This is a genomic window from Anoxybacillus suryakundensis (genome assembly GCF_001418025.1).
Lineage (GTDB): Bacteria > Bacillota > Bacilli > Bacillales > Anoxybacillaceae > Anoxybacillus > Anoxybacillus tengchongensis.
The window spans coordinates 1-26,910 of record NZ_LIOK01000014.1 but is presented as its reverse complement, the minus strand read 5'-3'; the positions used below and the strand labels follow the sequence as shown (position 1 = coordinate 26,910).

Genomic DNA, 26,910 nt, shown 5'->3' with positions numbered 1-26,910 from the left:
TTATCCCTCTTTTTGTCGAATGATGTTATAATATGGTTATATGCAAAGGAGGTGAGAAGAATGAGTGAGCAATTGTTAGAGAAAATTTTACTCGTCGTCACAGACATCCAAAAAGAGTTGCAGGACATTCGTGAAGAGCAAAAAGCCATTCGTGAGGAACAAAAAGCCATTCGCGAAGAACAACGAGCTATTCGTGAAGAACAACGAGCTATTCGTGAAGAGCAGAAAACATTCCGCGAAGAAATAAACTCGTTGCGGGAGGAAATGAATGCATTCCGCAAAGAGCAACAGCTCATTCGCGAAGAGCAACAAGCATTAAAAAATGGACAAAAAGAGCTTTACGATCTTATGAACGCTCTTCTCCATCGTCAAGACGAAACGGACGCAAAGCTTGAAGCTTTAACGATGGACGTCCATCATATGCGCGGTGAAATGACAGCAATGAAGCAAGAAATCCACGCACTAAACGAAAAAATTGACTCCCACTACGAACAATTCAACGAACGTCTTAACAACCTCCAACTTGACGTTGATTTCACCGTTCATAAAACAACGATGACGGAACGAGAGCTTTTCAAAATGAGAAATCGGTTGTTTTCATAGAGAGGGCATTGCCCTCTCTATGAAATTCGATTCATATACTTCTTTCATTTATCATTCTCTCTATCAAACATCACATCACTTGCAAAAATGAATTAAATAATCCCCAACACACCTACATTGCCTCTAATGTAATCGAGCACATAGTCTTCTCCCTACATAATATCCCAGTGCTCCCATATAAATCGGGGCTGCAAAACCAAAAGAAGGATAAAAAGGAAGCGACGTAATCGTTGCGATCCCTAAAACAACAGCCCAATCCCATTTAAATCCCCATTTTTCATCGATAAAAGAAATGAGCGCCTCTGTTACCGCACATATAAACGGAACAGCTAGTACTGCAATTGGAAAAATGGCAATAAAGAAAGAAAAACTGCTAAATAATGAGAGCGAAAGGGCAAACATGACAAACGCCAACAAGGCCTCTACTAAAAATTTTTTCACTTATTCTCCCCCTATTCTTCCAATTCACGAACTCGTTTTTTCATCTCTACTAATAGCTGATCAAATAAATGAACATAGCGCTGGCGAACATGTTCATAAATTTCCATCGCTATTTGTTCATCGTATGTATGTGATGTCCTATTTCGATCTTCTAACATTTGAATCCACGCTTCTCCATCTTGAATAAGTCCTTCTTTAAATGCTTGTTTAATCGTTTTTCGCGGACTTGTCATTTCGTTGTTCCCGTTATATTCTAAGTAACTTTTCATCCATTTCCATGCTAGTTCGTACGTAAATTCAAATCGTTGAATTGTCGCGTCAAGAACTAGGTCGTCTTTTTCCACATCACGCGTAATGCTTTGATGTAGTTTATTTAATGCTTTTTCAAAGTCAAATAGTTTATCCATGATTTTATTCATCGTCACAACGGCCTCCCCTCGTTCATTCGTTAAAAAAATTGTCTTTCCTTCAAGATCAATATACGATTTGAGTTTTTCATTGCCGATCTTTTCATAATCAATAGCATCCACAGTATAAATGATATTTGCTTCTGCTAAATCGTCTTGAATGCGGTACAGCTGGTCGTTATGACTTCTAAACTTAATCGCAATATCGATGTCCGACGTTTCTTTATAATCGCCTCTTGCCCTTGATCCGAACAAAATCACTCTTTCAATGATGTTAGCATAATTTTGAAACACACAAATGAGGTTATAAAATGTTTGCTTTTTTAAGCCGTACATGTTTGTACTCAATCGCCCATCACCACCCACTTCTATATCATATGAAGGATGTTTTTCTTCATTATACCTTATCACTCTTATCTTACATATTTGAAACCCCTCTTAGCATTTTCGCCAAGAGGGGTTTTCCATTAAAACATTTCTGACACCGTTTTTGCTTGCATATGAAGAAGTAAGTAGTCTGGTCCACCTGCTTTCGAGTCTGTTCCAGACATATTGAACCCACCGAACGGATGGTAACCGACGATCGCACCTGTGCAGCCGCGGTTAAAGTAAAGGTTACCGACATGGAACTCCTCGCGCGCTTTTTCTAGGTTAAAGCGGTTATTTGAAATGACGGCGCCTGTTAAGCCGTATTCTGTGTTATTGGCGATTTCAAGCGCATGGTCGAAGTCTTTTGCTTTCGTGAACGCCACAACAGGCCCGAAAATTTCTTCTTGCATAATGCGCGCTTTTGGATCAACATCGGCAAACACCGTTGGCTGAATGAAGAAGCCTTTCGAGTCGTCTCCTTCGCCGCCTGTCATGAGCTTGCCTTCTTGTTTACCAATTTCGATATATTCCATAATTTTGTTGTACGCTGATTGGTCGATGACCGGTCCCATAAATGTGCTTTGTTCTTCTGGGTTGCCGACTTTTAATTGCTTCGTTAACTCGACGACGCGGTTTAATACTTGGTCATACACTTCCTCAAGCGCGACGACGCGCGAGCATGCCGAGCACTTTTGACCAGAAAAGCCAAAAGCAGAGGCAACGATGGATTGAGCAGCTAATTCTAAATCTGCTTCTTTGTCTACAACGATTGTGTCTTTTCCGCCCATTTCCGCAATAACACGCTTGAGCCAAATTTGTCCTGGATGCACTTTAGCCGCACGCTCATAAATGCGAATACCGACATCGCGAGAACCTGTGAAGCTAATGAAACGTGTGCGCGGATGGTCGACTAAATAATCGCCTACTTCTGCACCGCTTCCTGGAATGTAGTTTAATACACCTGCTGGAAGCCCTGCTTCTTCTAACACTTCAACGAACTTATACGCCACCACTGGCGTTGCACTCGCTGGTTTTAACAATACTGTATTTCCTGTCACAAGTGCGGCAACGGTTGTTCCTGCCATAATCGCAAACGGGAAGTTCCACGGCGAAATAACAACGCCGACACCAAGTGGAATGTAGAAGAAACGGTTTGTTTCTCCCGGACGGCTTTCGACAGGGATGCCGTCTTTCAATTTCAACATTTGGCGAGCATAATATTCCATAAAGTCAATTGCTTCGGCAGTATCCGCATCCGCCTCTTTCCATGGTTTTCCTGCTTCTTTCACAAGCAATGCTGAAAATTCATGTTTGCGGCGACGCACAATCGCTGCAGCGCGGAATAAAATATTTGCGCGCATTTCTGGCTTCGTTTTGCTCCACCATGTAAATGCTGCGTCTGCTGCTTGCATCGCTTTTTCCGCTAAGTCTTTATTTGCTTTCGCCACGCGACCAATAATTTCTGTTTGATTTGCAGGGTTGATCGAAACAATTTTATCTTCTGTCATGATTCGCTCGCCGCCAATGACAAGCGGATAATCTTGACCAAGATAAGCTTGTACCGTTTTTAATCCTTCTTCAAACGCTTTTTTGTTTGCTTCGACTGCAAAATCAGTAAATGGTTCATGTTTGTAAGGTTGTACCATCATGTAAGCCCCCTTTGTTGAAATTACAAAAGCGTTTTCATACACACAATTTCATTCTAACGGATGAACGATACATATTCAAATGTTATGGCTGATATATATGAACAAACGGTTCACTTTTATCCGGGTTTTTTATAATAATACTTTCTGGTCCACGCACCGAAGAAATGTAAACAGAAATCGGCATATAATCAGGCATTTTTTCCATAAGCAGACCTGTGACGTATTGCGTAAATCCGATGACTTCTGCTTTTCCATAAAACTGCATTACAATGTCAATCGTCAATTGTTGTAGTTGGTCATCGCGATAAAATGCTCTACCAATGACTCCGGTGTAATTCGGGAAAAACTCTTCAATGTCTGACTTTAAGTTTAAAAACTTCACTAAATCATCGCGGTGATTTTTTTCCGCTTCATCCGATGGGAATACATAATATTCTTCATTGATTTTTTCCCAATCCTGAATCGTATTGCTCCCCTTATCTACGTAGCCAGCAGCAAAAAAGTGCCCTGGGACGATAGACGATTTTGGTTGCTGCTCAAATAAACCAATAACAATCGGCACTTCCTTTAATCCATCAATTTTACGTATCCGGGAAACAATTTCTTCTGCGGCTTTTTTGCCTTCTTTCTCCATATCGCTCTTCGAAATTTTTACTTCTCGTGGATACCCTTCTTCCGTCTCATAGTAATGAACAGAATTCATCGCAAGTCCAATGACAACTCCACCTAATTGCACTTTATCGTTTCCTGTTTTAACTAAATAGTTGTGTTCTAAAATATGCGAAATGTAGAGTGGGTGTTTTTTGTTTTTCTCTTCATTCGTCCCTTCGTTTCCAAGCGAAGGATTCAGTCCTTCCCCATCCCCTTGTTTTCGTTTGAGCCACGACTCAATCGTTTTTCGGTCTAAATATTGCCCTTGCTGAAACAAATATTGTGACGGAGAAAACTTTTCTTGTGCAATGCGCATTAAACCGAGCTCAAATTCATCCATATCTAATCTCGTGTTTACATTTTCAACGACAAGTCCGCGTGCCTCCCCAGGTTGAAACGGTAAAATCGTACGATAATACGAGTTAGAAATATTGTACTTTGGAATAATCGCCTTTTGTTTTTTATTTTCCGTTTCTTGCACCACTTGTTCTTCCTGATTAAATTTTGGAGCGCATGCTGACAAAGTAAGAAGCGTACAAGTGAGCAATATGATTAACTTTTTCATCGTTCACACCTGCTTTGATTGTTGTATTTCTTGAAGAAAACGCGCTTCATCCCAAATCGTAATGCCGAGTTGTCTTGCTTTTTCTAATTTTGATCCCGCTTCTTCACCGACTACGACAACATCTGTTTTTTTGCTGACGCTTCCTGTTACTTTTCCACCTAACGCTTCAATTTTTTCTTTTGCTTCACTGCGCGACATCGATTGTAACGTGCCTGTTAAAACAAACGTCTTCCCAGCAAATGTTGCACTTGCATCCGCTGTCCGTTTTGCACCTTTATATGTCATATTGACGCCATGCGCTCGCAAACGGTCAAGCAACTGCTTCACTTCTTCTTTTGAAAAATACGTAACGATTGAATCGGCCATTTTTTCACCGATTTCATGAATGGCTGTTAGCTCTTCTTTTGTCGCTTGTTGAAGACGTTCCATCGTTTCAAAATGTTCTGCTAACGTTTTTGCAGCTTTCGCGCCCACGTGGCGAATACCGAGCCCAAACAATAAACGTTCAAGCGAATTTTGTTTCGACGCTTCAATCGCTTGCAGTAAGTTTGTTGCTGATTTCTCACCCATTCGTTCTAGTGAGACAAGCTGGTCTTTCGTTAACGTGTACAAATCTGCTACACTTTGAACAAGACCTTGTTCAAATAGTTGAGCAATTACTTTTTCGCCTAATCCATCAATATTCATCGCTTGACGTGAAACGAAATGAATGATCCCTTCTCGAATTTGTGCCGGACATTGTGGATTAACGCAACGGAGGGCTACTTCATCATCTACTCGAACAAGTTCGCTCGCACACGCTGGACAATGCGTTGGCATATCGAACGGCTTTTCTTTTCCTGTCCGTCGCTCTGGCAATGAACGAACAACCTCTGGAATAATATCGCCTGCTTTTTTAATCACGACGTAATCACCGAGACGAATATCTTTTTCACGAATATAGTCTTCATTGTGAAGCGAAGCACGTTGCACGATCGTTCCTGCGACGCGTACTGGTTGCAAAATAGCTGTCGGTGTCACCACACCTGTCCGACCAACGCTTAATTCAATATCAACGAGTTGTGTCACAACTTCTTCGGCCGGAAATTTATACGCAATCGCCCAGCGCGGACTTTTTGCTGTTGCTCCGAGTTGCTTTTGCTGCGCAAATGCATCTACTTTAATGACGATCCCATCAATATCATATGGCAATGACGCTCGCCGTTCATGCCACTGCTCGATGTAAGCAAGCACGTCATCAATCGTTTTACATACTTGCCATGTTGGGTTAGTTTTAAATCCGAGCCCATCTAAATAACGAAGCGATTCACTATGAGAGACAAGTCCGATCTCTTCGCTATTAACAACACTATATATAAATACATCTAGTTGGCGAGCAGCGACGATTTTTGGGTCAAGCTGGCGAAGCGAGCCAGCAGCCGCATTGCGCGGATTAGCAAACAATTCTTCCCCATTCATTTTTCGCCGTTCATTTAGCTTTTCAAACGATTTTCGTGGCATATATGCTTCTCCGCGCACTTCAATTGTAACTTTTTTCCTCAATCGAAGTGGCAATGAACGAATCGTTTTTAAGTTTTCCGTAATATCCTCGCCCGTCGTTCCATCGCCGCGCGTCGCCCCTTGTACAAAATAACCATCTTCATAATGAAGCGATACCGCTAAACCGTCAATTTTTAGTTCACATACGTAACGTACATCGCCCACTTCTTGACGAACACGGCGGTCAAAATCGCGCAAATCTCCTTCATTGAAAGCATTACTTAAACTAAGCATCGGCACGCGGTGGGTAACTTTTTTAAACGCTTCTAACGGGGCACCACCAACACGCTGTGATGGGGAGTCTGGCGTTTTATATTGCGGATATTGCTCCTCTAACTCCATTAATCTTCTCATCAATTCATCATATTCGGCATCAGAAATAGACGGTTGATCTAACACGTAATATGCGTAATTATGCTTTTCAATTTGTTCGCGCAATTCAGCCATTTGCTTTTTAACGTCGTGTTGTGCCACCTTTTCCACCCTTTCTACACCTTCATAATCGGAGCAAATTTCGCCAATAGTCGCTTAATCCCAATTGGACTTGAAAAAGCAACATCTAGCTCTTGATCGCCATCGCTTTCTTTTACGCGCACAATTGTTCCAATCCCCCATACTTTGTGGCTTACTTTATCGCCTACACGCCATCCTCCATGCGAAACAGTAGATGGACGTTGAGAGGACGGGTGTTTTTTGACACGTTTATGCGCATATTCAATTAACTCTTCAGGAATTTCATCAATAAATCGCGATGGGGCGTTGACGTGCGTTTGTCCAAATAACGTACGCATATGTGCGCGCGTTAAAAAGAGTTCTTCCTCCGCGCGAGTAATACCGACATACGCTAGACGGCGTTCTTCTTCCATTTCATCTTCATCATTTAATGAACGGTTATGTGGGAAGATTCCTTCTTCAAGTCCGACTAAAAAGACAACTGGAAACTCTAATCCTTTGGCTGAATGAAGCGTCATTAAAACGACTGCATTATTTGTCTGTCCTTCGCTATCATTATCAAGCTGATCAATATCTGCCACAAGCGCCAAGTCCGTCAAAAAGGCAACGAGAGACTTATCTTCATTCACTTGTTCAAAATGTTGAGTCACTGATAAAAACTCATCAATGTTTTCAAGACGGCTATGTGCCTCTAACGTTTTTTCTTCGCGAAGCATATCGCGGTAACCTGAACGATCGAGTACATCTTCAACAAGTTCGGTTACAGATAAATAATGTTGCATTTGACTCCAATGATGGATTTGTTCGCGAAATTGTACGAGCGGTGCAGCGATGCGCGCACTAATTCCGATTTCTTCAATAAAAGCAAGCGCATCAAACATTGATATTCCACGGCTAGAAGCGTATGCTGCAATTTTATCAATTGTCGATGCCCCGATACCGCGCTTTGGGACGTTAATAATGCGAGTTAAACTAATGTCATCATTCGGATTCGCAATTAAACGTAAATACGCTAAAATGTCTTTAATTTCTTTTCGATCATAGAATTTTAAACCACCGACGATTTTATATGGAATGTTCGCCTTCAATAACATTTCTTCAAGCACACGTGATTGCGCATTCGTTCTATATAAAACAGCAAAATCTTTATACGCTCGTTTTCCTGCATCAACATATTCTTTAATTTTTCCAACGACAAATTGCGCTTCATCTATTTCCGTCATCGCTTCATAATACACGAGCGCATGTCCTTCGCTATTTTCTGTCCAAAGCTTTTTCGGTTTTCTTTGCGTGTTATGCTCAATGACCGCATTCGCTGCTTGTAAAATCCGTTTCGTTGAACGGTAATTTTGTTCAAGCAAAATGACTTTAGCATTCGGATAGTCTTTTTCAAACGATAAAATGTTGCTAATATCGGCACCGCGCCAACGGTAAATCGATTGGTCAGAATCACCGACGACACATAAGTTTTGAAAACGTTTTGCAAGCATGTTCACGAGCAAATATTGTGACCGGTTCGTATCTTGATATTCATCAACATGAATGTATTGAAACTTTCGTTGATAATACTCCAACACTTCTGGAACACGTTGAAATAGTTGGATCGTCGTCATAATTAAATCATCGAAATCAAGGGCGTGATTGCGCAACAATCGTTTTTGATACTCTTTATACACTTCTGCTACAAGCTGTTCGTATGGATTGGCTGCTTGTTCGGCATATTTTTCTGGCGTCATCAATTCATTTTTTGCGCTACTGATCGTACCTAAAAGTGCACGTGGATCATACTTTTTCGGGTCAATATTGCGATCTTTTAAAATATGTTTTAACACGGATAATTGATCGGTCGGATCTAAAATAGAAAAGTTCGCATGAATGCCAATGCGATCAATGTCGCGACGTAAAATGCGGACACACATCGAGTGAAACGTCGAAATCCATATATCTTCCGCTTGCTTCCCTACGATACGCTCGACGCGTTCTTTCATTTCACGTGCGGCTTTGTTTGTAAAGGTAATCGCTAAAATGTTCCACGGGGCAACGTCCTTTTCCGCCATTAAATAAGCGATGCGATGCGTTAACACGCGCGTTTTTCCACTTCCTGCTCCCGCCATAATTAACAGCGGACCCTCTGTCGTTTTCACCGCCTCTTTTTGTTTTTCATTTAATCCTTCCAACAGTATATGTGCCGACATACTCATTTTCCCACCACCAAAACATATGTTCTCTTTTTTATTCTCCATTTATGTTGATTTTCCTTTTACCGCTTCAACTGTTTGTAATGCCATTTGTAAATTTGTATAAATGGCGTTTCCAACAACAACCGTATCTGCCCATACCGCCATTTCTTTCGCTTGCTCTGGTGTATGAATGCCACCACCATAAAATAAACGTGTGCGACTTAGCGTTCGCTTCACTTTTTCTACAAGCTCCACATCCCCGTACCGCCCACTATATTCCATATAAAAAATTGGGAATTGATATATATGTTCTGCCATTCGAGCATACGCAATCACATCTTCATCTGTTACATTTGTTCGCGCACTTGTTAACGATGCCGCCTTACATTCCTCGTTTAAAATACAGTATCCTTCAACAAACAGTTCTTCCCAATTGATTAAATCACCAAACTGCTTCACCGCTTCGTGATGCAAATCAATTAACCAAGTTAGATCTCGACTATTAAGTACCATCGGGATAAGGTAATAGTCAAACCCGGGTGTAATCGCCTCAATATTTGACACTTCTAGCGCACACGGGACAGAAAACCGACGAACGCGCGCAAGCAAATCGATGACGTTTTCAAGCGTCACACCGTCGGTTCCGCCAACAATAACCGCATCCGTACCTGATTCACATACTTGTTCTAACTGCTCATCTGTTATATCTTTATTCGGATCTAATTTAAACACATGTCGCCACGTTGTTATCTCATTCATTTTTTTCACCTCATCTCATTATAACAAAAATCATAGCAAAAAATCGTAAAAAGAAGCTGACTCATTGTGAGCCAGCCTCTTCCTGTTGTTCATTATAAATGCGATCAAGTGCCATCGCATACGCATCATTTCCATAGTTTAAGCAACGCTTGACGCGCGAAATCGTCGCTGTGCTTGCCCCTGTTTCTGTTTCAATTTTATGATACGTATATCCTTCGCGCAACATACGAGCTACTTCCAAACGTTGTGCAAGCGCTTGTATTTCATTGACCGTACATAAATCATCGAAAAAACGATAACATTCTTCTAAATCTTTCAATGACAAAATGGCACGAAATAATTGGTCAAGCTCTCTGCCTCGCAATTTATTAATTTGCATATACGTCCCCCTATTCATATTGTACTTGTTCGAGATTTGGAACGACTTGAATCCATGTTTTCCCTTGGATAAATCCGAGCGGAACACCGCTTTTGTAAGGGAGAAGGCGCCCCTCAACATTTTTCCACTCTACTTCCTGTACTGTTCCTTTTTGGAATAAGTATCCTTTTCCACCTGATGTAAAGTCGATTTCTCTTCGACCATAGTCATCAATAATTCGATGTATCGCTTCAATCACAAACACATTTTCTACCGCAATCGGTGTATTCGTCTCCCGATCTACCGTCAGCTCATCGCCGCTCGAACGAACGTATTTCGTTCCGTCATATGCATAATGAACGTGGGCATACGATCGTTTAGAGTACACCACATCAATATTCGTTGCTTTTACAGCATTCGTCAAGTCGTTTGTAAAAAAAGGTAGCGGTTTGACTTCTTCTTCGAAAGCATAGCCGTTTTTTTCGGCACCTTTTTTAATATGTTCAAAGGAAATATACGAGTTGTGTGGTGCCTTTCGTGTATGATCGCGCCAAAATAGTGTTCCATCATAAAATAAACCATTTACGTAATCTGTAGCACCAGACTTTAATAACGTTTGCGCTTCCGGACTCCATCCGTGACATACGTATAACGCATGAAAACCGTTGCTTAGGTGAACAAAATAATCTCTTGCGCTTCGAACAGGCCCGATGGTATCAGGTTGTTCGCTTTGGTAAATCGCTAACAGCCGTGTAATATCTCCTTCTGCAAGCACTTCATACACGATGTCTGCTTTGTGTAACCCCGATTGTGGCCGTGCAGCAGGATAGTTATTGATCATCACTGCCACCGCGCGTTGCATCGTTTTTTCATTTGTTGGCATGCCTGTTAACGGAAACATCCAAGCTATGTCTTTTGTTTTTGGTTCATTTTTTTGTTCAACGGTTGTTGGTGGGGATTCCTTTTCTTTTATGTTTGACTCTATACGTTGACATCCGATGCTCAATAAAAACACCGTCATGATCATCAACAGAAAAAATAGTCGTTGCAACATGAACCCAACCTTTCATCTTCCATCCCTTTTATATTTTAACGCATTATTGTTGGAAAGAGTACTGTTTTATGCATCACATCGTAAATTCCTTTCGGTGTAATGCGAACATAAGGTAAATGTGTTGACGATAAAAAAAGCAGTGTGTAAATTGGATCAACAAACGTATAACCGCGTTCCCGTAACAATTCTCCAAGTTTTTTTTCTTCTTCCATCAGCTCTCTCATTGGTTTCGCTGACATTAATCCACCTAGCGGAAGAGGAATTTCATGAATGACTTCCCCTTGCTCACATAAAACGATACCGCCTCCGATTTGTTTCATCCGTTTAAAGGCAAGCAATAGATCACGCTTACTTTTCCCGATCAAAATAATGTCTCCCGTATTCGAATACGAGCTAACAAGTGCTTGCACATGTGTAGCAAATCCTTTTAATACGGTGTTTACACGCCATTTTCCATTACGATCAATAAGCATTAAAAAGCTTTCGTCGTGATCGACAGATAACTCATCCGATGATGTATCAATCGAAATCGAATATGGCTTAATAATGACCGAGTTTTCCATATACATGCCTAATGGCATCGAAAACTGCAAATCATCCATCTGTAAATCCCAAGACAAAGAAAGCGGTGCAAGACCATGTACGTCCCATTCCATCGTTGAGAAAGCATGAACAGGAACGCCATCACGTTTTACCCATTGTCCGCTTGCTAAAACAGAGATCGGTGTCGGATTGGAAGCATGTTCAAGAATATTAATGTGTGCAATACGCCCTGGTGTAATGCTTCCGTGCAAATGATCGATATTATAATAACGAGCGACGTTCCATGTGGCCATGCTATATGCATCAATATCGCTTACTCCTTCTTGTAATGCAATGCGAATCATTTCGTCGATCATTCCATTTTCATAAAACGCAGGTGTTGAGCCATCTGTCGTAAACATGCAATGATCGTAATGATGAATGCCGCATTGTCTCATTTCTTTAAGCAACGTCGGCAAATCAGGGCGAATGGACGAATGACGCAATGATACGGTATATCCTTGCATTAAACGCTTATACACATCACTTCCAGTCATCGCTTCATGGTCAGCATCCGCGCCAAACAGTTTCATTTTCGTTAACGTGCGATCTGAAGCTCCCGGAAAATGACCTTCCACTTTTTTACCGAGCTTTTTCGCTTCTTGCATCCAATGAAGAATGAAATCATCCCCTTCTAACAGTTTTGGCCATCCTGTTAGTTCTCCGACCTGCAAAACCGCATCATTTTCAAGCCAACCTTTCATGTTTTTATATGAAAAAAGGTGTTCTTCTCCGTCCATTTCTGTTTGTGGATCAAGTCGGCACCACCAATACATCGTGACAGGTTGTTTTTCCATAGCTACCAAAAAAGAAAACGCTTTCTTTTTTATCAACTGTAAAAAAAGAAATAAATTGTCGTTAATGAGTGTCGTTGTTCCAAATTGAGCTGCATATTCCGCTAACGTCTGGGGATTATATAACTGAAACGGATGAGCATGAGGCTCCATATAGCCAGCAACAAGCACTTGATTCGAGCAGTCCACTACTTCGCATGAATCGAGTTGCTTCGGTTTATTCGGACCGACGTATACAATTCGATCATCGCAAATCCATATGTTCCCTTTCACCCATTGACGTATGTATGGGTGTAAATATGTGGCGTTCAGCAGCACTTTCGTTGGCGCTTGTTTTCCATCAACAATCGCAACGTGCCTACGAATTTGTTCGCTTTTCCATCGATACCGTTTTTCCATCATGATCGCTTTCCTCCTAAATCGTACCATCGTCTATTCACATTTTAACGGATGAAAGCGAAATTCACAAACAAAAAGGAGGAATAACATGAAACAAAACATCGGTATTATTAACGCGATGATTCGCATTACATGCGGGTTTACTATGCTTGCTTGGGCAACAGCCAATCTTTCCCGTAAACCGTGGCGCGAATCGTATATATGGCTCATTATGCTCGCTGCGATGAAAATTGCAGAAGGTATTGTTCGCTTTTGTCCTGTGATGGCGTTGTTTGAACGATATCAATGCCATTGTGAAAAAGATCGTGAACAAGAGAAAGCGATTCCTATTGAACCGGTCAACCCTTCGTAACAATAACCCCCTTGTATTCGTACAAGGGGGTAAAAAGGAGAGAGCACATATGATTGCAGAATATATAACAGATACGTTCTTCGTTCTCATTCTTCTCATTGGCAGTCTCGTTGCCCTTAGTTTTGTATACGTTCGCAAGCGGCGTGCGCGATAGCTTTATGGCCGATATCGTGACGATAAAACAGTTGATCGCATGAAATATGCTGAATTTGTTCATACACAAGACGTTGTGCTTCTTCTAATGTCTTTCCATTAGCAACAACGAGGAGCACTCGTCCTCCATCCGTTACCCACTCACCGTTTACAAACTTTGTGCCGGCGTGGAAAATTTGTGCTTTTTTTATACGTTCTAGCCCGCGAATAACACTGCCTTTTTCATATTGTTCAGGGTACCCTTTCGCCGCTAAAACAACCCCAATCGTTGTTTCGTCACTCCAATGTAACGTAATCGGTTGATCTTCTAATAACGAAACAATCACTTCAACAAGATCGTTTTGTAGCCGTGGTAAAATGACTTGTGCTTCAGGATCGCCAAATCGCGCATTAAATTCAATCACTTTTGGTCCTTCTTCTGTAGCAATTAATCCTGCATATAAAAATCCTGTAAATGAACATCCTTCTTGCTTCAAAGCCATTGCTGTCGGCTTCACAATTGTTTCAACCGCTTCATAAACCGTTTGCTCACTAATTTGCGGAACAGGCGAATACGCGCCCATTCCTCCCGTATTTGGACCTTGATCGCCATCAAATGCTCGCTTATGATCTTGGGCGATAACCATCGGATACACGTGCTCCCCGTGCACAAACGCCATCAACGAAAATTCTTCACCTTGTAAATATTGTTCAATGACAACTTGTGCACCTGCTTCATCAAACTTTTTCGCAACCATCATGTCATGTAACGCGCCAAGCGCCTCTTCCACTGTCATGGCCACCGTGACACCTTTTCCAGCCGCAAGTCCATCCGCTTTAATAACAATCGGTGCACCTTGCTCTCGTACATAACATACAGCGTCATCATAATTTGTAAATGTCGCATAGTTCGCTGTCGGAATGTTATATTTTCTCATAATTTCTTTCGCAAACGCCTTGCTTCCTTCAATGAATGCCGCTTGTTGTTTCGGACCAAAAATACGCAATCCTTCACTTGCAAAACGATCGACAATACCTGCTAACAGTGGAGCTTCCGGACCAACGATTGTTAAATCGATCGCTTCTTTTTTCGCCCACTGAGCTAGCGCTTCAACATCCGTTTCCGAAATCGGAACGCGCGTAGCAATCGAAGCCATTCCGTCGTTTCCCGGCGCGACATATACGCGAGTAACAAGCGAGCTTTGGGCTACTTTCCATACAAGCGCATGTTCTCGACCACCGCGCCCGATAATGAGCACTTTCATCGTCCGTCGCCTCCTTTAATGTTTAAAATGGCGTACTCCTGTAAATACCATCGCAATGCCGTACTCATTTGCTTTTTGAATCGAATCTTCATCGCGAATCGAACCACCCGGTTGAATAATAGCTGTGACTCCCGCTTGGGCAGCCACTTCAACTGTGTCACTCATCGGGAAAAAGGCGTCAGAGGCTAATACTGCACCTTTGGCATTCCCGCCTGCTTGCTCAATGGCAATTTTCGCTGCTCCCACACGATTCATTTGACCAGCGCCAACACCAATTGTCATCCCATCTTTCGCTAACACAATCGCATTTGATTTCACATGCTTCACAACACGCCAAGCGAACGTTAAATTCGCCCATTCTTCTTCTGTCGGCTGTCTTTCAGTCACAACTTGAATGTTCGCATCATTAATCGTGTATATATCTTCATCTTGAACAAGTAATCCACCGCGCACCGATACGAAAAATGGTTCTTGTTTCCGTTCTGATTGAAAATCAACAGTTAATAGACGAATATTTTTCTTTTTCGTTAAAATCGCAAGTGCTTGTTCTGTGAACGACGGAGCGATAACAATTTCTAAAAAAATGTCATGTAATTTCGCAGCTGTCTGTTCGTCAACCTCGCGATTAAGCGCCACGATGCCGCCAAAAATGGACGTTGGGTCGGCTTCATAAGCTTTTTGAAACGCTTCTGCAATCGTTTCACCGACACCCACTCCGCACGGATTCATATGCTTCACTGCTACCGCTGCTGGCTCAGTAAATTCCGCAACAATTTGCAACGCTGCATTGGCATCATTAATGTTGTTATATGACAGTTCTTTTCCGTGTAGCTGCTTCGCTGCCGCAATAGAAAACGGTGAGCTGAGCGGTCTTTCGTAAAATGCTGCCGTTTGATGTGGATTTTCCCCGTATCGCAACGATTGTTTTTTCACAAAAGTCATCGTCATCGTTTCTGGATATGTTTCTCCGACGACATTTGTCAAATATTGCGCAATCATTGCATCGTACGCTGCGGTATGACGGAACACTTTAGCCGCTAACGCTCGTCTCGTTTCTAACAATACTTCGCCATATTGTTTTAACTGTTCAATGACTACATCATAATCAGCAGGATCGACAACAGCTGTGACGTAAGCATGATTTTTCGCTGCCGCTCTAAGCATTGTCGGACCGCCAATATCAATCTGTTCAATGGCTTCCATCAACGTCACGTTCGGCTTTGCGATCGTTTCTTGAAATGGATATAAATTCACCACAACAAAATCGATCGGCGTGATGTTATGCGCTTGCAGTTGCTGTTGATGTGTTTCGTCATCTCGAACAGCTAACAGACCGCCGTGAATGTTTGGGTGCAATGTTTTGACCCGTCCATCTAAAATTTCTGGGAAGTTTGTGACATCAGAAATGCTTGTCACAGGAATTCCGTGTTCTGCTAATACACGCTTCGTCCCACCTGTCGAAATAATTTCCACTCCAAGCTCAGCTAGTTGCTTGGCGAATGTAACAATTCCTTTTTTATTTGAAACGCTAATAATCGCTCGCTTTTTCATCCTTCGTACTTCCTTTCCCCATCAGCAATTGTTGAATGACTTGTGGATACAACGTATGTTCAATCTCATGAATGCGACGCTCAACACTTTCTAACGGCTCTCCGTCATCAATATATAGTGCCCGTTGCGCAATAATTGGTCCGGTATCCATTCCTTCATCAACGTAATGCACGGTGACCCCCGTCACTTTCACGCCATAACGGTATGCTTGACCAATTGCATCTTTACCCGGAAACGCCGGCAAAAGAGAAGGGTGGATGTTTATAATTTTGTTCGGATATGCCTGTAAAAGCGTCGAACCGATGAGCCGCATATAGCCCGCAAGAACGATCCAGTCAATTTCTTTTTGTTGTAGTTGTTGTAAAATCTCACGTTCAAACTGTTGTTTTGTTTCGTACTGTTTAGGGTTAAAAACAAATACCGGCACGTATTCACGAATGGCTCGTTCAATCACTTTGGCATGCGGTCGATCACATACGAGAAGCGCTACTTCTGCTTGAATATCTCCTTTTTTTACCGCATCGATAATCGCTTGAAAATTCGTTCCGCTTCCCGACGCAAAAATAGCTATTCGCTTCATTCGATTTTTCCCCCAGCAAACGATACACCTGCTCCCTCTTTGATCCGACCGATGATATATACTTTCTCTCCGCACGATTCAAGCAACTGCACAACGTCTGGCACAACATCGCTATCGATAGCTAGCACAAAACCGATTCCCATATTAAAAATATTGAACATTTCCATTCGTTGTAGTTGTCCATGTTGTTGTAAAAAGTTAAAAATCGGCGGAATCGGCCATGAACCGTAGTCTATTTCGGCTTGTAATCCCTTTGGCAACATACGTGGAATGTTTTCGATAAAACCGCCCCCCGTAATATGTGCCATTCCTTTCACACGAAATTGTTTTAATGCCTCAAGTACCGATCGGACGTAAATGCGTGTAGGCGTTAACAACTCCTCGCCAAGCGAGCGAGAAAACGGTTCATATATATGATTTAACTGTAAATGAGCATCTTTTATAATTTTTCTAACAAGCGAATATCCATTACTATGCAAACCACTTGAAGCTAAACCGATTAGCACATCGCCAGGGACAATCGCCTCACCTGTCACAAGCTTTTCTTTTTCTACCACACCAACTGCAAAACCAGCTACATCATATTCATCTTCACCGTACATGCCTGGCATTTCTGCTGTTTCCCCTCCAATGAGCGCACAGCCTGCTTCGATGCAACCATCAGAAATTCCTTTTACAATATGCTCGATTTTTTCAGGTACTGCTTTTCCGCAGGCGATGTAGTCAAGGAAAAAAAGCGGCTCTGCCCCTTGTACGACAATATCATTCACACACATCGCTACACAGTCGATTCCGATCGTATCGTGCCGATCTAAAGCGAACGCAAGCATCAATTTCGTACCTACTCCGTCCGTTCCTGATACAAGCACAGGTTGTTTGTACCCGAGCGAAGATAGATCAAACATCCCGCCAAAACCGCCTAAACTTCCTAATGCACCCATTCGGGCTGTTTTTGCGACATGTTTTTTCATCCGCTCTACAGCTTCATAACCAGCTTCAATATTCACACCAGCTTGCTTGTACGCATGTGCCAACGTGCTCCCCTCCTATCTTCGTCGGATATTGTCCTGTAAAACAAGCTAAACATTGCCCACAGTTTGTGGAATCGTTCGGTCTTCCAATCGCTTGCAAAAGCCCTTCTTGGCTTAAAAATGCAAGGGAGTCCGCTTCAATGAGTTGTCGAATTTGTTCGATGGTATGATTAGCTGCAATCAGCTCTTCTTTCGTTGATGTATCAATACCATAAAAACATGGATGCGTAATTGGTGGGGAGCTAATGCGCACATGCACTTCCGTTGCTCCTGCCTCACGAAGCATGCGTACAATACGCTTGCTCGTCGTTCCACGCACAATAGAGTCATCAACCATGACGACTCGTTTCCCTGCTACAACCCCTTGAACAGGCGACAATTTCATTTTTACCCCTTGTTCCCGAAGTGATTGCGACGGTTGAATAAACGTCCGTCCAACATACCGATTTTTAATTAACCCTAACTCGTATGGAATACCTGTTGCTTCCGCATAACCAATGGCTACCGAAATACTTGAATCCGGTACGCCAGTGACGACATCTGCTTCAACAGGTGCTTCAAATGCTAATCGCTTCCCAAGATTTTTTCTCGCGGTATGAATGTTAATGCCATCCACATTACTATCCGGACGAGCGAAATAAATATATTCCATACTGCAAATGGAGCGAGCGACTTTAGGGGCGAAACGTTCAGAACGAACACCTTGCTTATTGATCATAATGAGCTCCCCCGGTTCCACTTCTCGCTCGTATGTGGCACCAATGACATCAAACGCACACGTTTCCGACGCCACAACGTACGCCTCGCCTAAACGTCCAAGCGATAAAGGACGAAAGCCATGTGGATCAAGAGCGATATACATTTCTGTTTCCGTTAAAATTAAAAAGGCAAAAGCGCCACGTAAATGCGTCAACGCTTCTTTAATCCTCTCTTTTAAAATTGGTTCGTCGCTACGCTTAATTAAATGAGCGAGCACTTCTGTATCAGACGTCGTTTGAAAAATACTTCCTTGTTGCTCTAAACGAAAGCGCAACTCATCAGCATTGACTAAATTTCCGTTATGCGCGAGCGCCAAACTACCACCTTGAGAACGGAACAAAAGCGGTTGAACATTCGTATATCCGCCCCCACCAGCAGTAGAGTAACGGACGTGGCCGATCGCAGCCATGCCCGTTAATTGTTCTAGTTCACCGCGACTAAATACTTCTGTGACTAAACCAAGTCCTTTATGAAATTGTAACGTTCCGTTGCCTCCAACAACAATTCCTGCTCCTTCTTGTCCACGATGTTGTAAACTGTGCAATCCGTAATACGTCAACGTTGCTGCTTCCTCATGTCCCCAAATGCCAAAAATCCCGCACTCTTCATTTAATCCTTTGATTTCAGCAAGCATGGAATAGCTCCTTTCCATACATTTCGCATTGTTTCTACTGGAACATGGAGAATGCATGTATCCCCATTTGTCACATGAAGCGTTCCATCGTTTGTCACTTCTCCGATACATACTGCTTGAACAAGCTGTTCAAACGCTTGTTGATGTTCCCTTTTCACAGAGACGACAAAGCGTGATTGCGTTTCGCTAAATAGCTCCGAAACGACATCGCCTTGAATGGTCACATGCGCCCCTAAACCTTGTGCGCTCATTAGACATTCCGCAAGTGCAACCGCTAAGCCTCCTTCTGATACATCGTGTGCTGATGCCACAACCCCAGCTCGAATCGCAGCGAGAAGCTGTTGTTGTCGTTTCGCCTCCACATGTAAATCAATCGTTGGAGCCTTTCCAAAAATGCGACCTGTTAGCCATTTTTGTAACTCACTTCCGCCAAATTCTTGCTTTGCTTCCCCAATGACATAAATGAAGTCACCAGGTTGTTTAAACGATTGTGTTGTCACATGGCTCATATGTTCAACGATGCCAACCATGCCGACAATCGGTGTCGGATAAATGGCTTCGCCGTTCGTTTCATTATAAAGGGATACATTTCCGCTAATAACAGGCGTTTCTAGCACACGACACGCTTCGCTCATTCCTTCTACCGCTTTTTCAAGTTGCCAAAAAATTTCCGGTTTCTCTGGACTGCCAAAGTTTAAACAATCGGTAACAGCAAGTGGCTGGGCACCGGAACAAACGATGTTGCGTGCTGCTTCTGCGATCGCAATTTTCCCACCGACTTCTGGATCTAAATATACGTAACGGGAATTACAATCGGTTGTCATCGCTAGCGCTTTATTTGTGCCACGAATGCGTAAAACAGCTGCATCAGATCCTGGAGCAACAACCGTATTTGTTCGCACCATATAATCGTATTGCTCATACACCCATTCTTTACTTGCGATCGTTGGCTGACTTAATAGTGCAAGTAGTGTTTCTTCGTAATTGTCAACTGTCGGTGTGTATTGTATCGTTTGAAACTCGCGATAATACGCTGGTTCTTGCGAAGGTTTATGATAAACAGGCGCATCTTTGGCAAGCGCATCAACCGGGATTTCAGCAACGACTTCTCCGCGATGATACAACCGCAACATATGATCATCTGTTACACGACCAATCGCTTTCGCCTCAAGTCCGTATTTTGCAAATACATCTGCAATTTCTTGTTCACGACCTTTTTGAACGACAAGAAGCATACGTTCTTGCGATTCAGACAGCATCATTTCATACGGTGTCATTCCCGTTTCACGCTGTGGCACGAGATCTAAATTCAGTTCGATCCCAGAACCTGCTTTGCTCGCCATTTCTGCTGACGAACTTGTTAAGCCAGCAGCTCCCATATCTTGCATCCCAACAAGCGCATCGGAATGAATGACTTCTAAACAAGCTTCAAGGAGCAATTTTTCCATAAATGGATCTCCGACTTGCACAGCTGGACGTTTTTGTTCAGATTGTTCCGTTAATTCCTCCGATGCAAATGTCGCTCCGTGAATTCCGTCACGCCCCGTTTTTGCCCCGACATACATAACCGTATTTCCAACGCCTGATGCGATTCCTTTTTGAATATCTTCATGGCGAATAAGCCCAACGCACATCGCATTTACAAGCGGATTTCCTTCGTATGCCGCATCAAATTGCACTTCACCGCCAACGGTCGGAATGCCGACGCAATTTCCGTATCCAGCAATGCCTGCGACAACGCGCTCAAATAAATATTTCACACGCGGTAACGTTAATTCGCCAAAACGAAGCGAGTTTAATAATGCAATTGGTCGCGCACCCATTGAGAATACATCGCGAATAATTCCCCCAACACCCGTGGCAGCCCCTTGATACGGTTCAATCGCAGACGGGTGGTTATGGCTTTCAATTTTAAACGCTACCGCTAATCCATCCCCGATATCTACAATGCCTGCACCTTCTCCTGGCCCTTGGAGCACATGCTTTCCTTCTGTCGGAAACTTTTTTAATACAGGTTTCGAATTTTTATAGCTGCAATGTTCCGACCACATGACAGAGAAAATGCCCGTTTCTGTATAATTTGGCGAGCGCCCAAGAATACGTTCCACCATCGCAAATTCTTCGTCTGTTAATCCCATTTCACGATATAATTTTTGCTCTTTAATTATTGCTGGACTTGGCTCAAGTAGTAACGACATGCGCGTCCCTCCAATATGTCACAATTGATTGAAATAGTTTTAATCCGTCAGCTCCTCCAAGCAATTCATGAACAGCTCGTTCAGGGTGTGGCATCATCCCGAGCACGTTTCCTTTTTCATTCACGATGCCTGCAATGTTATGCAAACTACCGTTTGGATTTTCTCCCTCGTATCGAAAAACGATTTGGTTATTGGCAATGAGCTGTTGTAACGTTTGTTCATCACAATAATAGTTTCCTTCGCCGTGCGCAATCGGAATCGTAATGATTTCTCCACGTTCGTATTGAGACGTAAACATCGTTTCATTATTTTCAACACGAAGCTTTACCGGGCGGCAAATAAACGTTAACGTATTGTTGCGTCGCATCGCCCCTGGAAGAAGCCCTGCTTCGAGTAAAATTTGAAATCCGTTACATACACCTAAAATCGGCTTTCCGTCATCGGCTGCTTTTTTGATCGCTTTCATCACGTTAGAAAAACGGGCAATCGCTCCAGAGCGTAAATAATCACCATATGAAAAACCGCCCGGTAACAGAATCGCATCAAACTCATCTAAACAATGTGCGTCATGCCAAACGTATTCCACTTCTTCTCCTAATTCATCCGAAATGGCATGATACATGTCGATATCACAGTTTGAACCTGGAAATACAACGACCGCAAATTTCACTGAACGACGACCTCCTCAATCTCATAGCGATAATCTTCAATGACTGTGTTCGCTAACAATTTTTCACACATTTCCTTCACGATTGCATCAATATCGCGGTCGCTTTTTTCCACGATCAACTCCATAAACTTTCCAATCCGTACATCTTGTACTTCACGATAGTTTAAGCTATGCAATGCCCCTTTCACAGCATTGCCTTGTGGGTCTAATACGTTTTCACGCAATGTGACATACACTTTTACTTTGTACATGATAATCCTCCTAATCTTTGTAACAGTTTCGTATATGTTTCTGTTAAGTCGCCTAAATCGCGGCGAAATACATCTTTATCAAATTTCTCTTTCGTGTGTACATCCCATAATCGACACGTATCTGGGGAAATTTCATCCGCTAACAGCACCGCTCCCGTTTCATCTCTTCCAAACTCTAATTTGAAGTCGACAAGCTGTAAGTCACATGAACGAAATAAGGAAATGAAAATGTCGTTCACGCGTAGCGCCATTTGTTTCATATGCAAAAGCTCATCGCAAGAGGCGAGCTGCAACACGGCAATATGATCTTCTGTTAATAGAGGATCGCCTAAGTCATCGTTTTTGTAGTAAAACTCTACAATCGGTTTCTCGAGTGCAGTTCCTTCCTCAAGCCCGATTCGTTTTGCTAGACTACCGGCGACAATATTGCGGACAACAACTTCGAGGGGAATGATCGTCACTTGACGCACAAGCTGTTCGTTGTCAGATATTTTACGAATAAAGTGATTGTTCACACCCGCTTCATGCAGCAAAGAAAATAGTAAACTTGTAATCTCATTATTTAGTCTTCCTTTTCCAGCAATCGTTGCTTTTTTTTCACCGTTAAATGCAGTTGCTTCATCTTTATATTCAATCCATAGTACGCGCTCTTCATTTGTCGCATATACTTTCTTCGCCTTTCCTTCATATAGAAGGTGTTGCTTTTGCATGTTCTCTCCCCCATTTATCCAGAATATTAGGAATTTTTATTATGTAGGCAAGGCATTGGCCTTACCTACTGCAAACCAAGTCGACAAAAAATCGTATCAACATGTTTTAAATGATAGTTATAATCAAAGCAATCAGCGATTTGCTCTTTTGTTAAACGGCTTGTAATCATTTCGTCCGCTTCAATTAACGAGCGAAACGGCACTTGTTTTTCCCACGCTTCCATCGCTTTCGGCTGTACGAGATCATACGCCTCCTCTCGCGTCATGCCTGTGTCAATAAGCGCAAGTAATACACGTTGCGAATAAATAAGTCCGAGCGTACGATCCATATTTTTCTTCATGTTTTCTGGGAATACAGTCAAGTTTTTCACGATATTTGTAAAGCGGTTGAGCATGTAGTCTAATGCGATCGTTGCATCCGGTAAAATAATGCGCTCCGCTGACGAATGCGAAATGTCGCGCTCATGCCAAAGCGGGACATTTTCATATGCTGTTAACATATAGCCGCGAATGACGCGCGCCATTCCTGTCATATTTTCCGAACCAATCGGGTTGCGTTTATGTGGCATCGCTGATGAACCTTTTTGTCCTTTAGCGAAAAATTCTTCCACTTCACGCGTTTCACTTTTTTGCAGTCCTCGAATCTCAACCGCAAATTTTTCAATCGATGTCGCAATTAAAGCGAGCGTCGCCATATAGTGTGCATGGCGATCACGCTGTAACGTTTGGGTTGAAATAGGCGCAGGCTGCAAACCGAGTTTTTCGCATACGTACTGTTCGACAAACGGGTCAATGTTTGCATACGTACCGACAGCACCAGAAATTTTACCAACGCGCACCGTTTCGGCCGCTTGCTTAAATCGTTCTAAATTGCGCTCCATTTCGGCATACCAGAGCGCCAATTTTAATCCAAATGTCGTCGGCTCGGCATGCACACCGTGCGTTCGCCCCATCATGACCGTATATTTATGTTCGATCGCCTTCTCCTTTAATACCAAAATAAAGTTTTCTAAGTCGCGCAATAAAATTTCATTTGCTTGTTTTAATAAGTACGATAATGCTGTATCAACAACATCGGTAGACGTAAGTCCATAATGTACCCATTTTCGTTCTTCTCCTAACGTTTCTGATACCGCACGAGTAAAGGCAACGACATCATGACGCGTCTCTTCTTCAATTTCTTTAATACGCGCAATATCGAATGAAGCATTTTGACGAATTTTTACAACATCTTCTTTCGGGATCACGCCTAACTCAGCCCAAGCTTCACAAGCTAAAATTTCGACTTCCAGCCAAGCACGAAAACGGTTTTCTTCCGTCCAAATCGCACCCATTTCTGGCCTTGTATAACGTTCAATCATACGTTCATCCTCCGATCTGTCCAAATCGCTAAGTCGTCTATTTTTCGTTGCATCGCATCGACATCTTCAACTAACCACGTGATATGTCCCATTTTCCGCTTCGGCTTTGCCTCTTTTTTTCCGTAAAAATGAACATGAGCATCACGAAATTGAGTGATATTTCGGATGACTGCATCGACATGTTCACCTAAAATATTGACCATCATTGTAGGTTTTAATAAATCGGTACTGCCAAGCGGCCAATCACAAATGGCACGAATATGTTGCTGAAATTGTGATGTGATACAACCGTTTATTGTATAATGACCTGAGTTGTGTGGTCTAGGGGCAAGCTCATTAATATACAATTGTCCGTCTTCTGTCAAAAACATTTCAATCGCTAACGTACCTACTAGTTGAAACGCTTCGGCTAACTGTTTCGCATATGTTTTTGCCTGTTCCATGATTGGTTGACTGACTCGAGCTGGGGCAATTGTTTCATGCAAAATGTTCTCGCGATGAATGTTTTCTACGACAGGAAACAGCGCCATTTCACCAGAGACACTACGCACAACGATGATGGATAGCTCTTTTACAAACGGTACCCATGCTTCCAATACACACTCACCATAAGCTAAAAGCGAACGCGCCACATGTATATCATCTAAACAACGAATGACGACTTGCCCTTTTCCATCATATCCCCCACGGCACGTTTTTAACACCGCTGGAATATCAATCTCTCGAATCGCTCGTTCTAATTCCTCTTCTTTTAGCACAAGACGATGAGGAGCAACAGGCAAACCTGCAGACTGAATAGCCCGTTTTTCTTTCCAACGATGTTGCGTAATAGCAAGCAGCTCGCTTCCTTGAGGCATATACGCCTTCTCTACTAATCGATTCAACGCATCCACATCAATATTTTCAAATTCATATGTTATGACATCACTCACTTCGGCCAACTGACGTAACGCTTCCTCATCGCTATACGAAGCAACAATTTCAATATCCGCCACTTGCGCACATGGAGATTGAGGAGTCGGATCGAGTACCGCTACAAAAAATCCCATCTCTTTTGCAGCGATCGCCATCATTCTTCCTAGCTGACCCCCGCCAATGATGCCAATCGTTTGCCCCGGAACAATCGTTTTATTCAAGTTGATCACTACTTTCCATCACTTGTTTTCGAATTGCCTCGCGCCGTGCACGTAACGCTTCCATATACGTTGGTTCATACGTTCCGATTATCGATGCAGCAAGCAGCGCGGCATTCATAGCCCCTGCTTTTCCGATCGCTACGGTCGCAACTGGCACCCCGCCTGGCATTTGAACAATAGATAACAACGAATCTAAGCCGTTCAACGTCTTAGACATAATTGGAACACCGATGACAGGTAATGTTGTTTTGGCTGCTACCATTCCAGGCAAATGAGCGGCTCCACCAGCTCCAGCGATAATGACTTTAATGCCACGCTCTTCAGCTGTTTCAGCATACGTAAACATAAAGTCCGGTGTACGGTGAGCTGAAACAACTTTTTTTTCAAACGGAATATGCAATTCTTCTAATATATCACATGCATGACGCATCGTTTCCCAATCTGATTGACTTCCCATAATGACAGCTACAAGTGGCTGCATCCGTACTCACCTCTTTTTATAATCAGAAAAAAATCCAGAACAACGCCCCTCGACCATAAGGGAAAGCATCGTTCTGGACATATTTCGCCCCTAGGGAGAAAAAAGCCAATAAGATCCTTTCCCTCATAGTCCAATAATTTACGGTTATTGGGTAGAGACTTTTGGGCCATATTCCCAAAATTATATGAGGGTTTAGTCATGTATTCACTTACTTTCATCTTACCAGTCATTTTTCAATCATGTCAACATAAAATCGAACATTTTATTAATTAAAATAATTAATGTTCGGTTTTTGATTAAAATCACCATTTTACCTTTTCATCGTATAATGAAAAGAAAAAGAAAGAGGGGGGAAACAATGGACTGGACGAAACAATGGGAAGCGTTTTTTTCTAACCCATTTTGGGGATCATCAAATGCTTTTTCTTCCCATTTTCCAGGAGTCAACATATACCGTCGTGAAAATGAGCTACTCATCGTTGCAGCTATCCCAGGTTTAGAACATGTACATGATGCAGAAGTATATGTTCACTATAATACGTTGGAAATAAAAGCAAATGTTCAATTACACTTCGAAGGATTTGAATTAATTGAGGAAGGAATAACACAAGGTCCATTTGAGCGAGTGATACAGCTTCCTTTTCCTGTAGGTGAGAAAGTAGAAGCTGTGTACGAGAATGGGTTGCTTTTTATTCAGTTACATCGCCTTATTCCGGATCATATAAAGAGAAAAGTAGAAATTAAATAAAAAATGAGCTAACCGATATTGGTTAGCTCTTCACTATGGGGGAGAGGATTGTAAAAGCGTTAAACGCAAATACATGGACAAAAAAAGTTAGAGAACAAAATCGATATGCTCTCTAACTTGCTATGTCCGCCCGGCAACGTCCTACTCTCGCAGGCGGTGTCCCGCCAACTACCATCGGCGCTGGAGAGCTTAACTTCCGTGTTCGGGATGGGAACGGGTGTGACCTCTCCGCCATCGTCACCGAGCAA

Annotated in this window: 26 protein-coding genes, 1 rRNA gene and 1 riboswitch; of the genes, 4 read left to right on the top strand and 23 right to left on the bottom strand. The window is 42.6% G+C overall.

The genetic code is table 11. From position 1 onward, the window contains the following. Positions 1-60 precede the first annotated feature (60 nt). Positions 61-603, top strand: a complete 543-nt coding sequence (locus tag ASC42_RS10150; RefSeq protein ID WP_055441651.1) for a hypothetical protein — start codon at positions 61-63, stop codon at positions 601-603. 123 nt (positions 604-726) lie between these two features. On the opposite strand, the gene ASC42_RS10145 is transcribed toward ASC42_RS10150, so the two are convergent. The 10 genes from ASC42_RS10145 to ASC42_RS10100 form a co-directional block, all read right to left on the bottom strand. Further along, complete coding sequence (locus ASC42_RS10145) at positions 727-1,044, bottom strand: hypothetical protein (RefSeq protein ID WP_055441650.1); 318 nt, start codon at positions 1,042-1,044, stop codon at positions 727-729. 11 nt (positions 1,045-1,055) lie between these two features. After that, positions 1,056-1,787: an HI0074 family nucleotidyltransferase substrate-binding subunit gene (locus ASC42_RS10140; RefSeq protein ID WP_055441681.1), complete on the bottom strand. Its 732-nt coding sequence runs from the start codon at positions 1,785-1,787 to the stop codon at positions 1,056-1,058. A gap of 131 nt (positions 1,788-1,918) precedes the next feature. Further along, complete coding sequence (pruA, locus tag ASC42_RS10135; RefSeq protein WP_055441649.1) at positions 1,919-3,466, bottom strand: L-glutamate gamma-semialdehyde dehydrogenase; 1,548 nt, start codon at positions 3,464-3,466, stop codon at positions 1,919-1,921. A gap of 85 nt (positions 3,467-3,551) precedes the next feature. Next, positions 3,552-4,685 carry a CamS family sex pheromone protein gene (locus ASC42_RS10130; RefSeq protein WP_055441648.1) on the bottom strand — a complete coding sequence of 378 codons (1,134 nt, stop codon included), beginning with the start codon at positions 4,683-4,685 and terminating at the stop codon, positions 3,552-3,554. Positions 4,686-4,688: 3 nt separating this feature from the next. Continuing rightward, positions 4,689-6,707 carry an NAD-dependent DNA ligase LigA gene (gene ligA / locus ASC42_RS10125; protein ID WP_209424243.1) on the bottom strand — a complete coding sequence of 673 codons (2,019 nt, stop codon included), beginning with the start codon at positions 6,705-6,707 and terminating at the stop codon, positions 4,689-4,691. Between the two features lie 5 nt (positions 6,708-6,712). Next, positions 6,713-8,878 (bottom strand): DNA helicase PcrA, encoded by a 2,166-nt coding sequence (gene pcrA, locus ASC42_RS10120; RefSeq protein WP_055441679.1) that lies wholly within the window; start codon positions 8,876-8,878, stop codon positions 6,713-6,715. A gap of 42 nt (positions 8,879-8,920) precedes the next feature. Next, a complete protein-coding gene (pcrB, locus tag ASC42_RS10115) occupies positions 8,921-9,616 on the bottom strand; it encodes a heptaprenylglyceryl phosphate synthase (RefSeq protein ID WP_055441647.1) in 696 nt (231 codons plus the stop codon). Positions 9,617-9,677: 61 nt separating this feature from the next. After that, positions 9,678-9,995 carry a YerC/YecD family TrpR-related protein gene (locus ASC42_RS10110; RefSeq protein WP_006323616.1) on the bottom strand — a complete coding sequence of 106 codons (318 nt, stop codon included), beginning with the start codon at positions 9,993-9,995 and terminating at the stop codon, positions 9,678-9,680. A 10-nt stretch (positions 9,996-10,005) separates the two neighbouring features. After that, the gene (locus tag ASC42_RS10105; RefSeq protein ID WP_055441646.1) at positions 10,006-11,028 is read right to left on the bottom strand and encodes a DUF3048 domain-containing protein; all 1,023 of its coding nucleotides are present in this window, start codon (positions 11,026-11,028) and stop codon (positions 10,006-10,008) included. Between the two features lie 35 nt (positions 11,029-11,063). Next, a complete protein-coding gene (locus ASC42_RS10100) occupies positions 11,064-12,806 on the bottom strand; it encodes an adenine deaminase C-terminal domain-containing protein (protein WP_055441645.1) in 1,743 nt (580 codons plus the stop codon). Between the two features lie 85 nt (positions 12,807-12,891). On the opposite strand from ASC42_RS10100, the gene ASC42_RS10095 reads away from it, so the two are divergent. Further along, a complete protein-coding gene (locus tag ASC42_RS10095) occupies positions 12,892-13,155 on the top strand; it encodes a YgaP family membrane protein (RefSeq protein WP_055441644.1) in 264 nt (87 codons plus the stop codon). Positions 13,156-13,204: 49 nt separating this feature from the next. Next, positions 13,205-13,309, top strand: coding sequence for an EYxxD motif small membrane protein (locus tag ASC42_RS14405; RefSeq protein WP_342413237.1), 105 nt, complete (start codon positions 13,205-13,207; stop codon positions 13,307-13,309). Here ASC42_RS14405 and purD read toward each other — a convergent pair. The 12 genes from purD to purE all read right to left on the bottom strand — a co-directional run bounded on the left by purD (position 13,272) and on the right by purE (position 25,914). After that, positions 13,272-14,552, bottom strand: coding sequence for a phosphoribosylamine--glycine ligase (purD, locus tag ASC42_RS10090; protein ID WP_055441643.1), 1,281 nt, complete (start codon positions 14,550-14,552; stop codon positions 13,272-13,274). The two genes, ASC42_RS14405 and purD, sit on opposite strands and share 38 nt — an antisense overlap. Before the next feature lie 15 nt (positions 14,553-14,567). Beyond that, positions 14,568-16,103, bottom strand: coding sequence for a bifunctional phosphoribosylaminoimidazolecarboxamide formyltransferase/IMP cyclohydrolase (gene purH / locus ASC42_RS10085; RefSeq protein ID WP_055441642.1), 1,536 nt, complete (start codon positions 16,101-16,103; stop codon positions 14,568-14,570). Next, positions 16,081-16,683 (bottom strand): phosphoribosylglycinamide formyltransferase, encoded by a 603-nt coding sequence (purN, locus tag ASC42_RS10080; RefSeq protein ID WP_055441641.1) that lies wholly within the window; start codon positions 16,681-16,683, stop codon positions 16,081-16,083. The genes purH and purN overlap by 23 nt, the downstream gene beginning before the upstream one ends. After that, a complete protein-coding gene (gene purM, locus ASC42_RS10075) occupies positions 16,680-17,717 on the bottom strand; it encodes a phosphoribosylformylglycinamidine cyclo-ligase (RefSeq protein WP_055441678.1) in 1,038 nt (345 codons plus the stop codon). The genes purN and purM overlap by 4 nt, the downstream gene beginning before the upstream one ends. Then, on the bottom strand, positions 17,680-19,107 hold the full coding sequence (gene purF / locus ASC42_RS10070) for an amidophosphoribosyltransferase (protein ID WP_055441640.1): 1,428 nt from the start codon (positions 19,105-19,107) through the stop codon (positions 17,680-17,682). The genes purM and purF overlap by 38 nt, the downstream gene beginning before the upstream one ends. Then, entirely contained in the window at positions 19,083-21,305 is a 2,223-nt protein-coding gene (gene purL / locus ASC42_RS10065) for a phosphoribosylformylglycinamidine synthase subunit PurL (RefSeq protein WP_055441639.1), read from the bottom strand. The genes purF and purL overlap by 25 nt, the downstream gene beginning before the upstream one ends. Further along, on the bottom strand, positions 21,289-21,975 hold the full coding sequence (gene purQ / locus ASC42_RS10060) for a phosphoribosylformylglycinamidine synthase subunit PurQ (protein ID WP_055441638.1): 687 nt from the start codon (positions 21,973-21,975) through the stop codon (positions 21,289-21,291). Before purQ ends, purL begins: the two co-directional genes overlap by 17 nt. Beyond that, entirely contained in the window at positions 21,972-22,226 is a 255-nt protein-coding gene (gene purS / locus ASC42_RS10055; RefSeq protein ID WP_055441637.1) for a phosphoribosylformylglycinamidine synthase subunit PurS, read from the bottom strand. The genes purQ and purS overlap by 4 nt, the downstream gene beginning before the upstream one ends. After that, on the bottom strand, positions 22,214-22,936 hold the full coding sequence (purC, locus tag ASC42_RS10050) for a phosphoribosylaminoimidazolesuccinocarboxamide synthase (RefSeq protein WP_055441636.1): 723 nt from the start codon (positions 22,934-22,936) through the stop codon (positions 22,214-22,216). Before purC ends, purS begins: the two co-directional genes overlap by 13 nt. A 65-nt stretch (positions 22,937-23,001) precedes the next feature. Next, positions 23,002-24,297: an adenylosuccinate lyase gene (purB, locus tag ASC42_RS10045; RefSeq protein WP_055441635.1), complete on the bottom strand. Its 1,296-nt coding sequence runs from the start codon at positions 24,295-24,297 to the stop codon at positions 23,002-23,004. Further along, a complete protein-coding gene (gene purK, locus ASC42_RS10040) occupies positions 24,294-25,442 on the bottom strand; it encodes a 5-(carboxyamino)imidazole ribonucleotide synthase (RefSeq protein WP_055441634.1) in 1,149 nt (382 codons plus the stop codon). The genes purB and purK overlap by 4 nt, the downstream gene beginning before the upstream one ends. Beyond that, positions 25,426-25,914 carry a 5-(carboxyamino)imidazole ribonucleotide mutase gene (gene purE / locus ASC42_RS10035; RefSeq protein ID WP_055441633.1) on the bottom strand — a complete coding sequence of 163 codons (489 nt, stop codon included), beginning with the start codon at positions 25,912-25,914 and terminating at the stop codon, positions 25,426-25,428. The genes purK and purE overlap by 17 nt, the downstream gene beginning before the upstream one ends. A gap of 106 nt (positions 25,915-26,020) precedes the next feature. Continuing rightward, a riboswitch (purine riboswitch) is annotated at positions 26,021-26,122 on the bottom strand. A 150-nt stretch (positions 26,123-26,272) separates the two neighbouring features. Between purE and ASC42_RS10025 the strand changes: the two genes are divergently transcribed. Further along, complete coding sequence (locus ASC42_RS10025; protein ID WP_055441631.1) at positions 26,273-26,662, top strand: Hsp20/alpha crystallin family protein; 390 nt, start codon at positions 26,273-26,275, stop codon at positions 26,660-26,662. 128 nt (positions 26,663-26,790) lie between these two features. Here ASC42_RS10025 and rrf read toward each other — a convergent pair. Continuing rightward, a 5S ribosomal RNA gene (rrf, locus tag ASC42_RS10020) occupies positions 26,791-26,907 on the bottom strand. Positions 26,908-26,910: the final 3 nt, after the last annotated feature.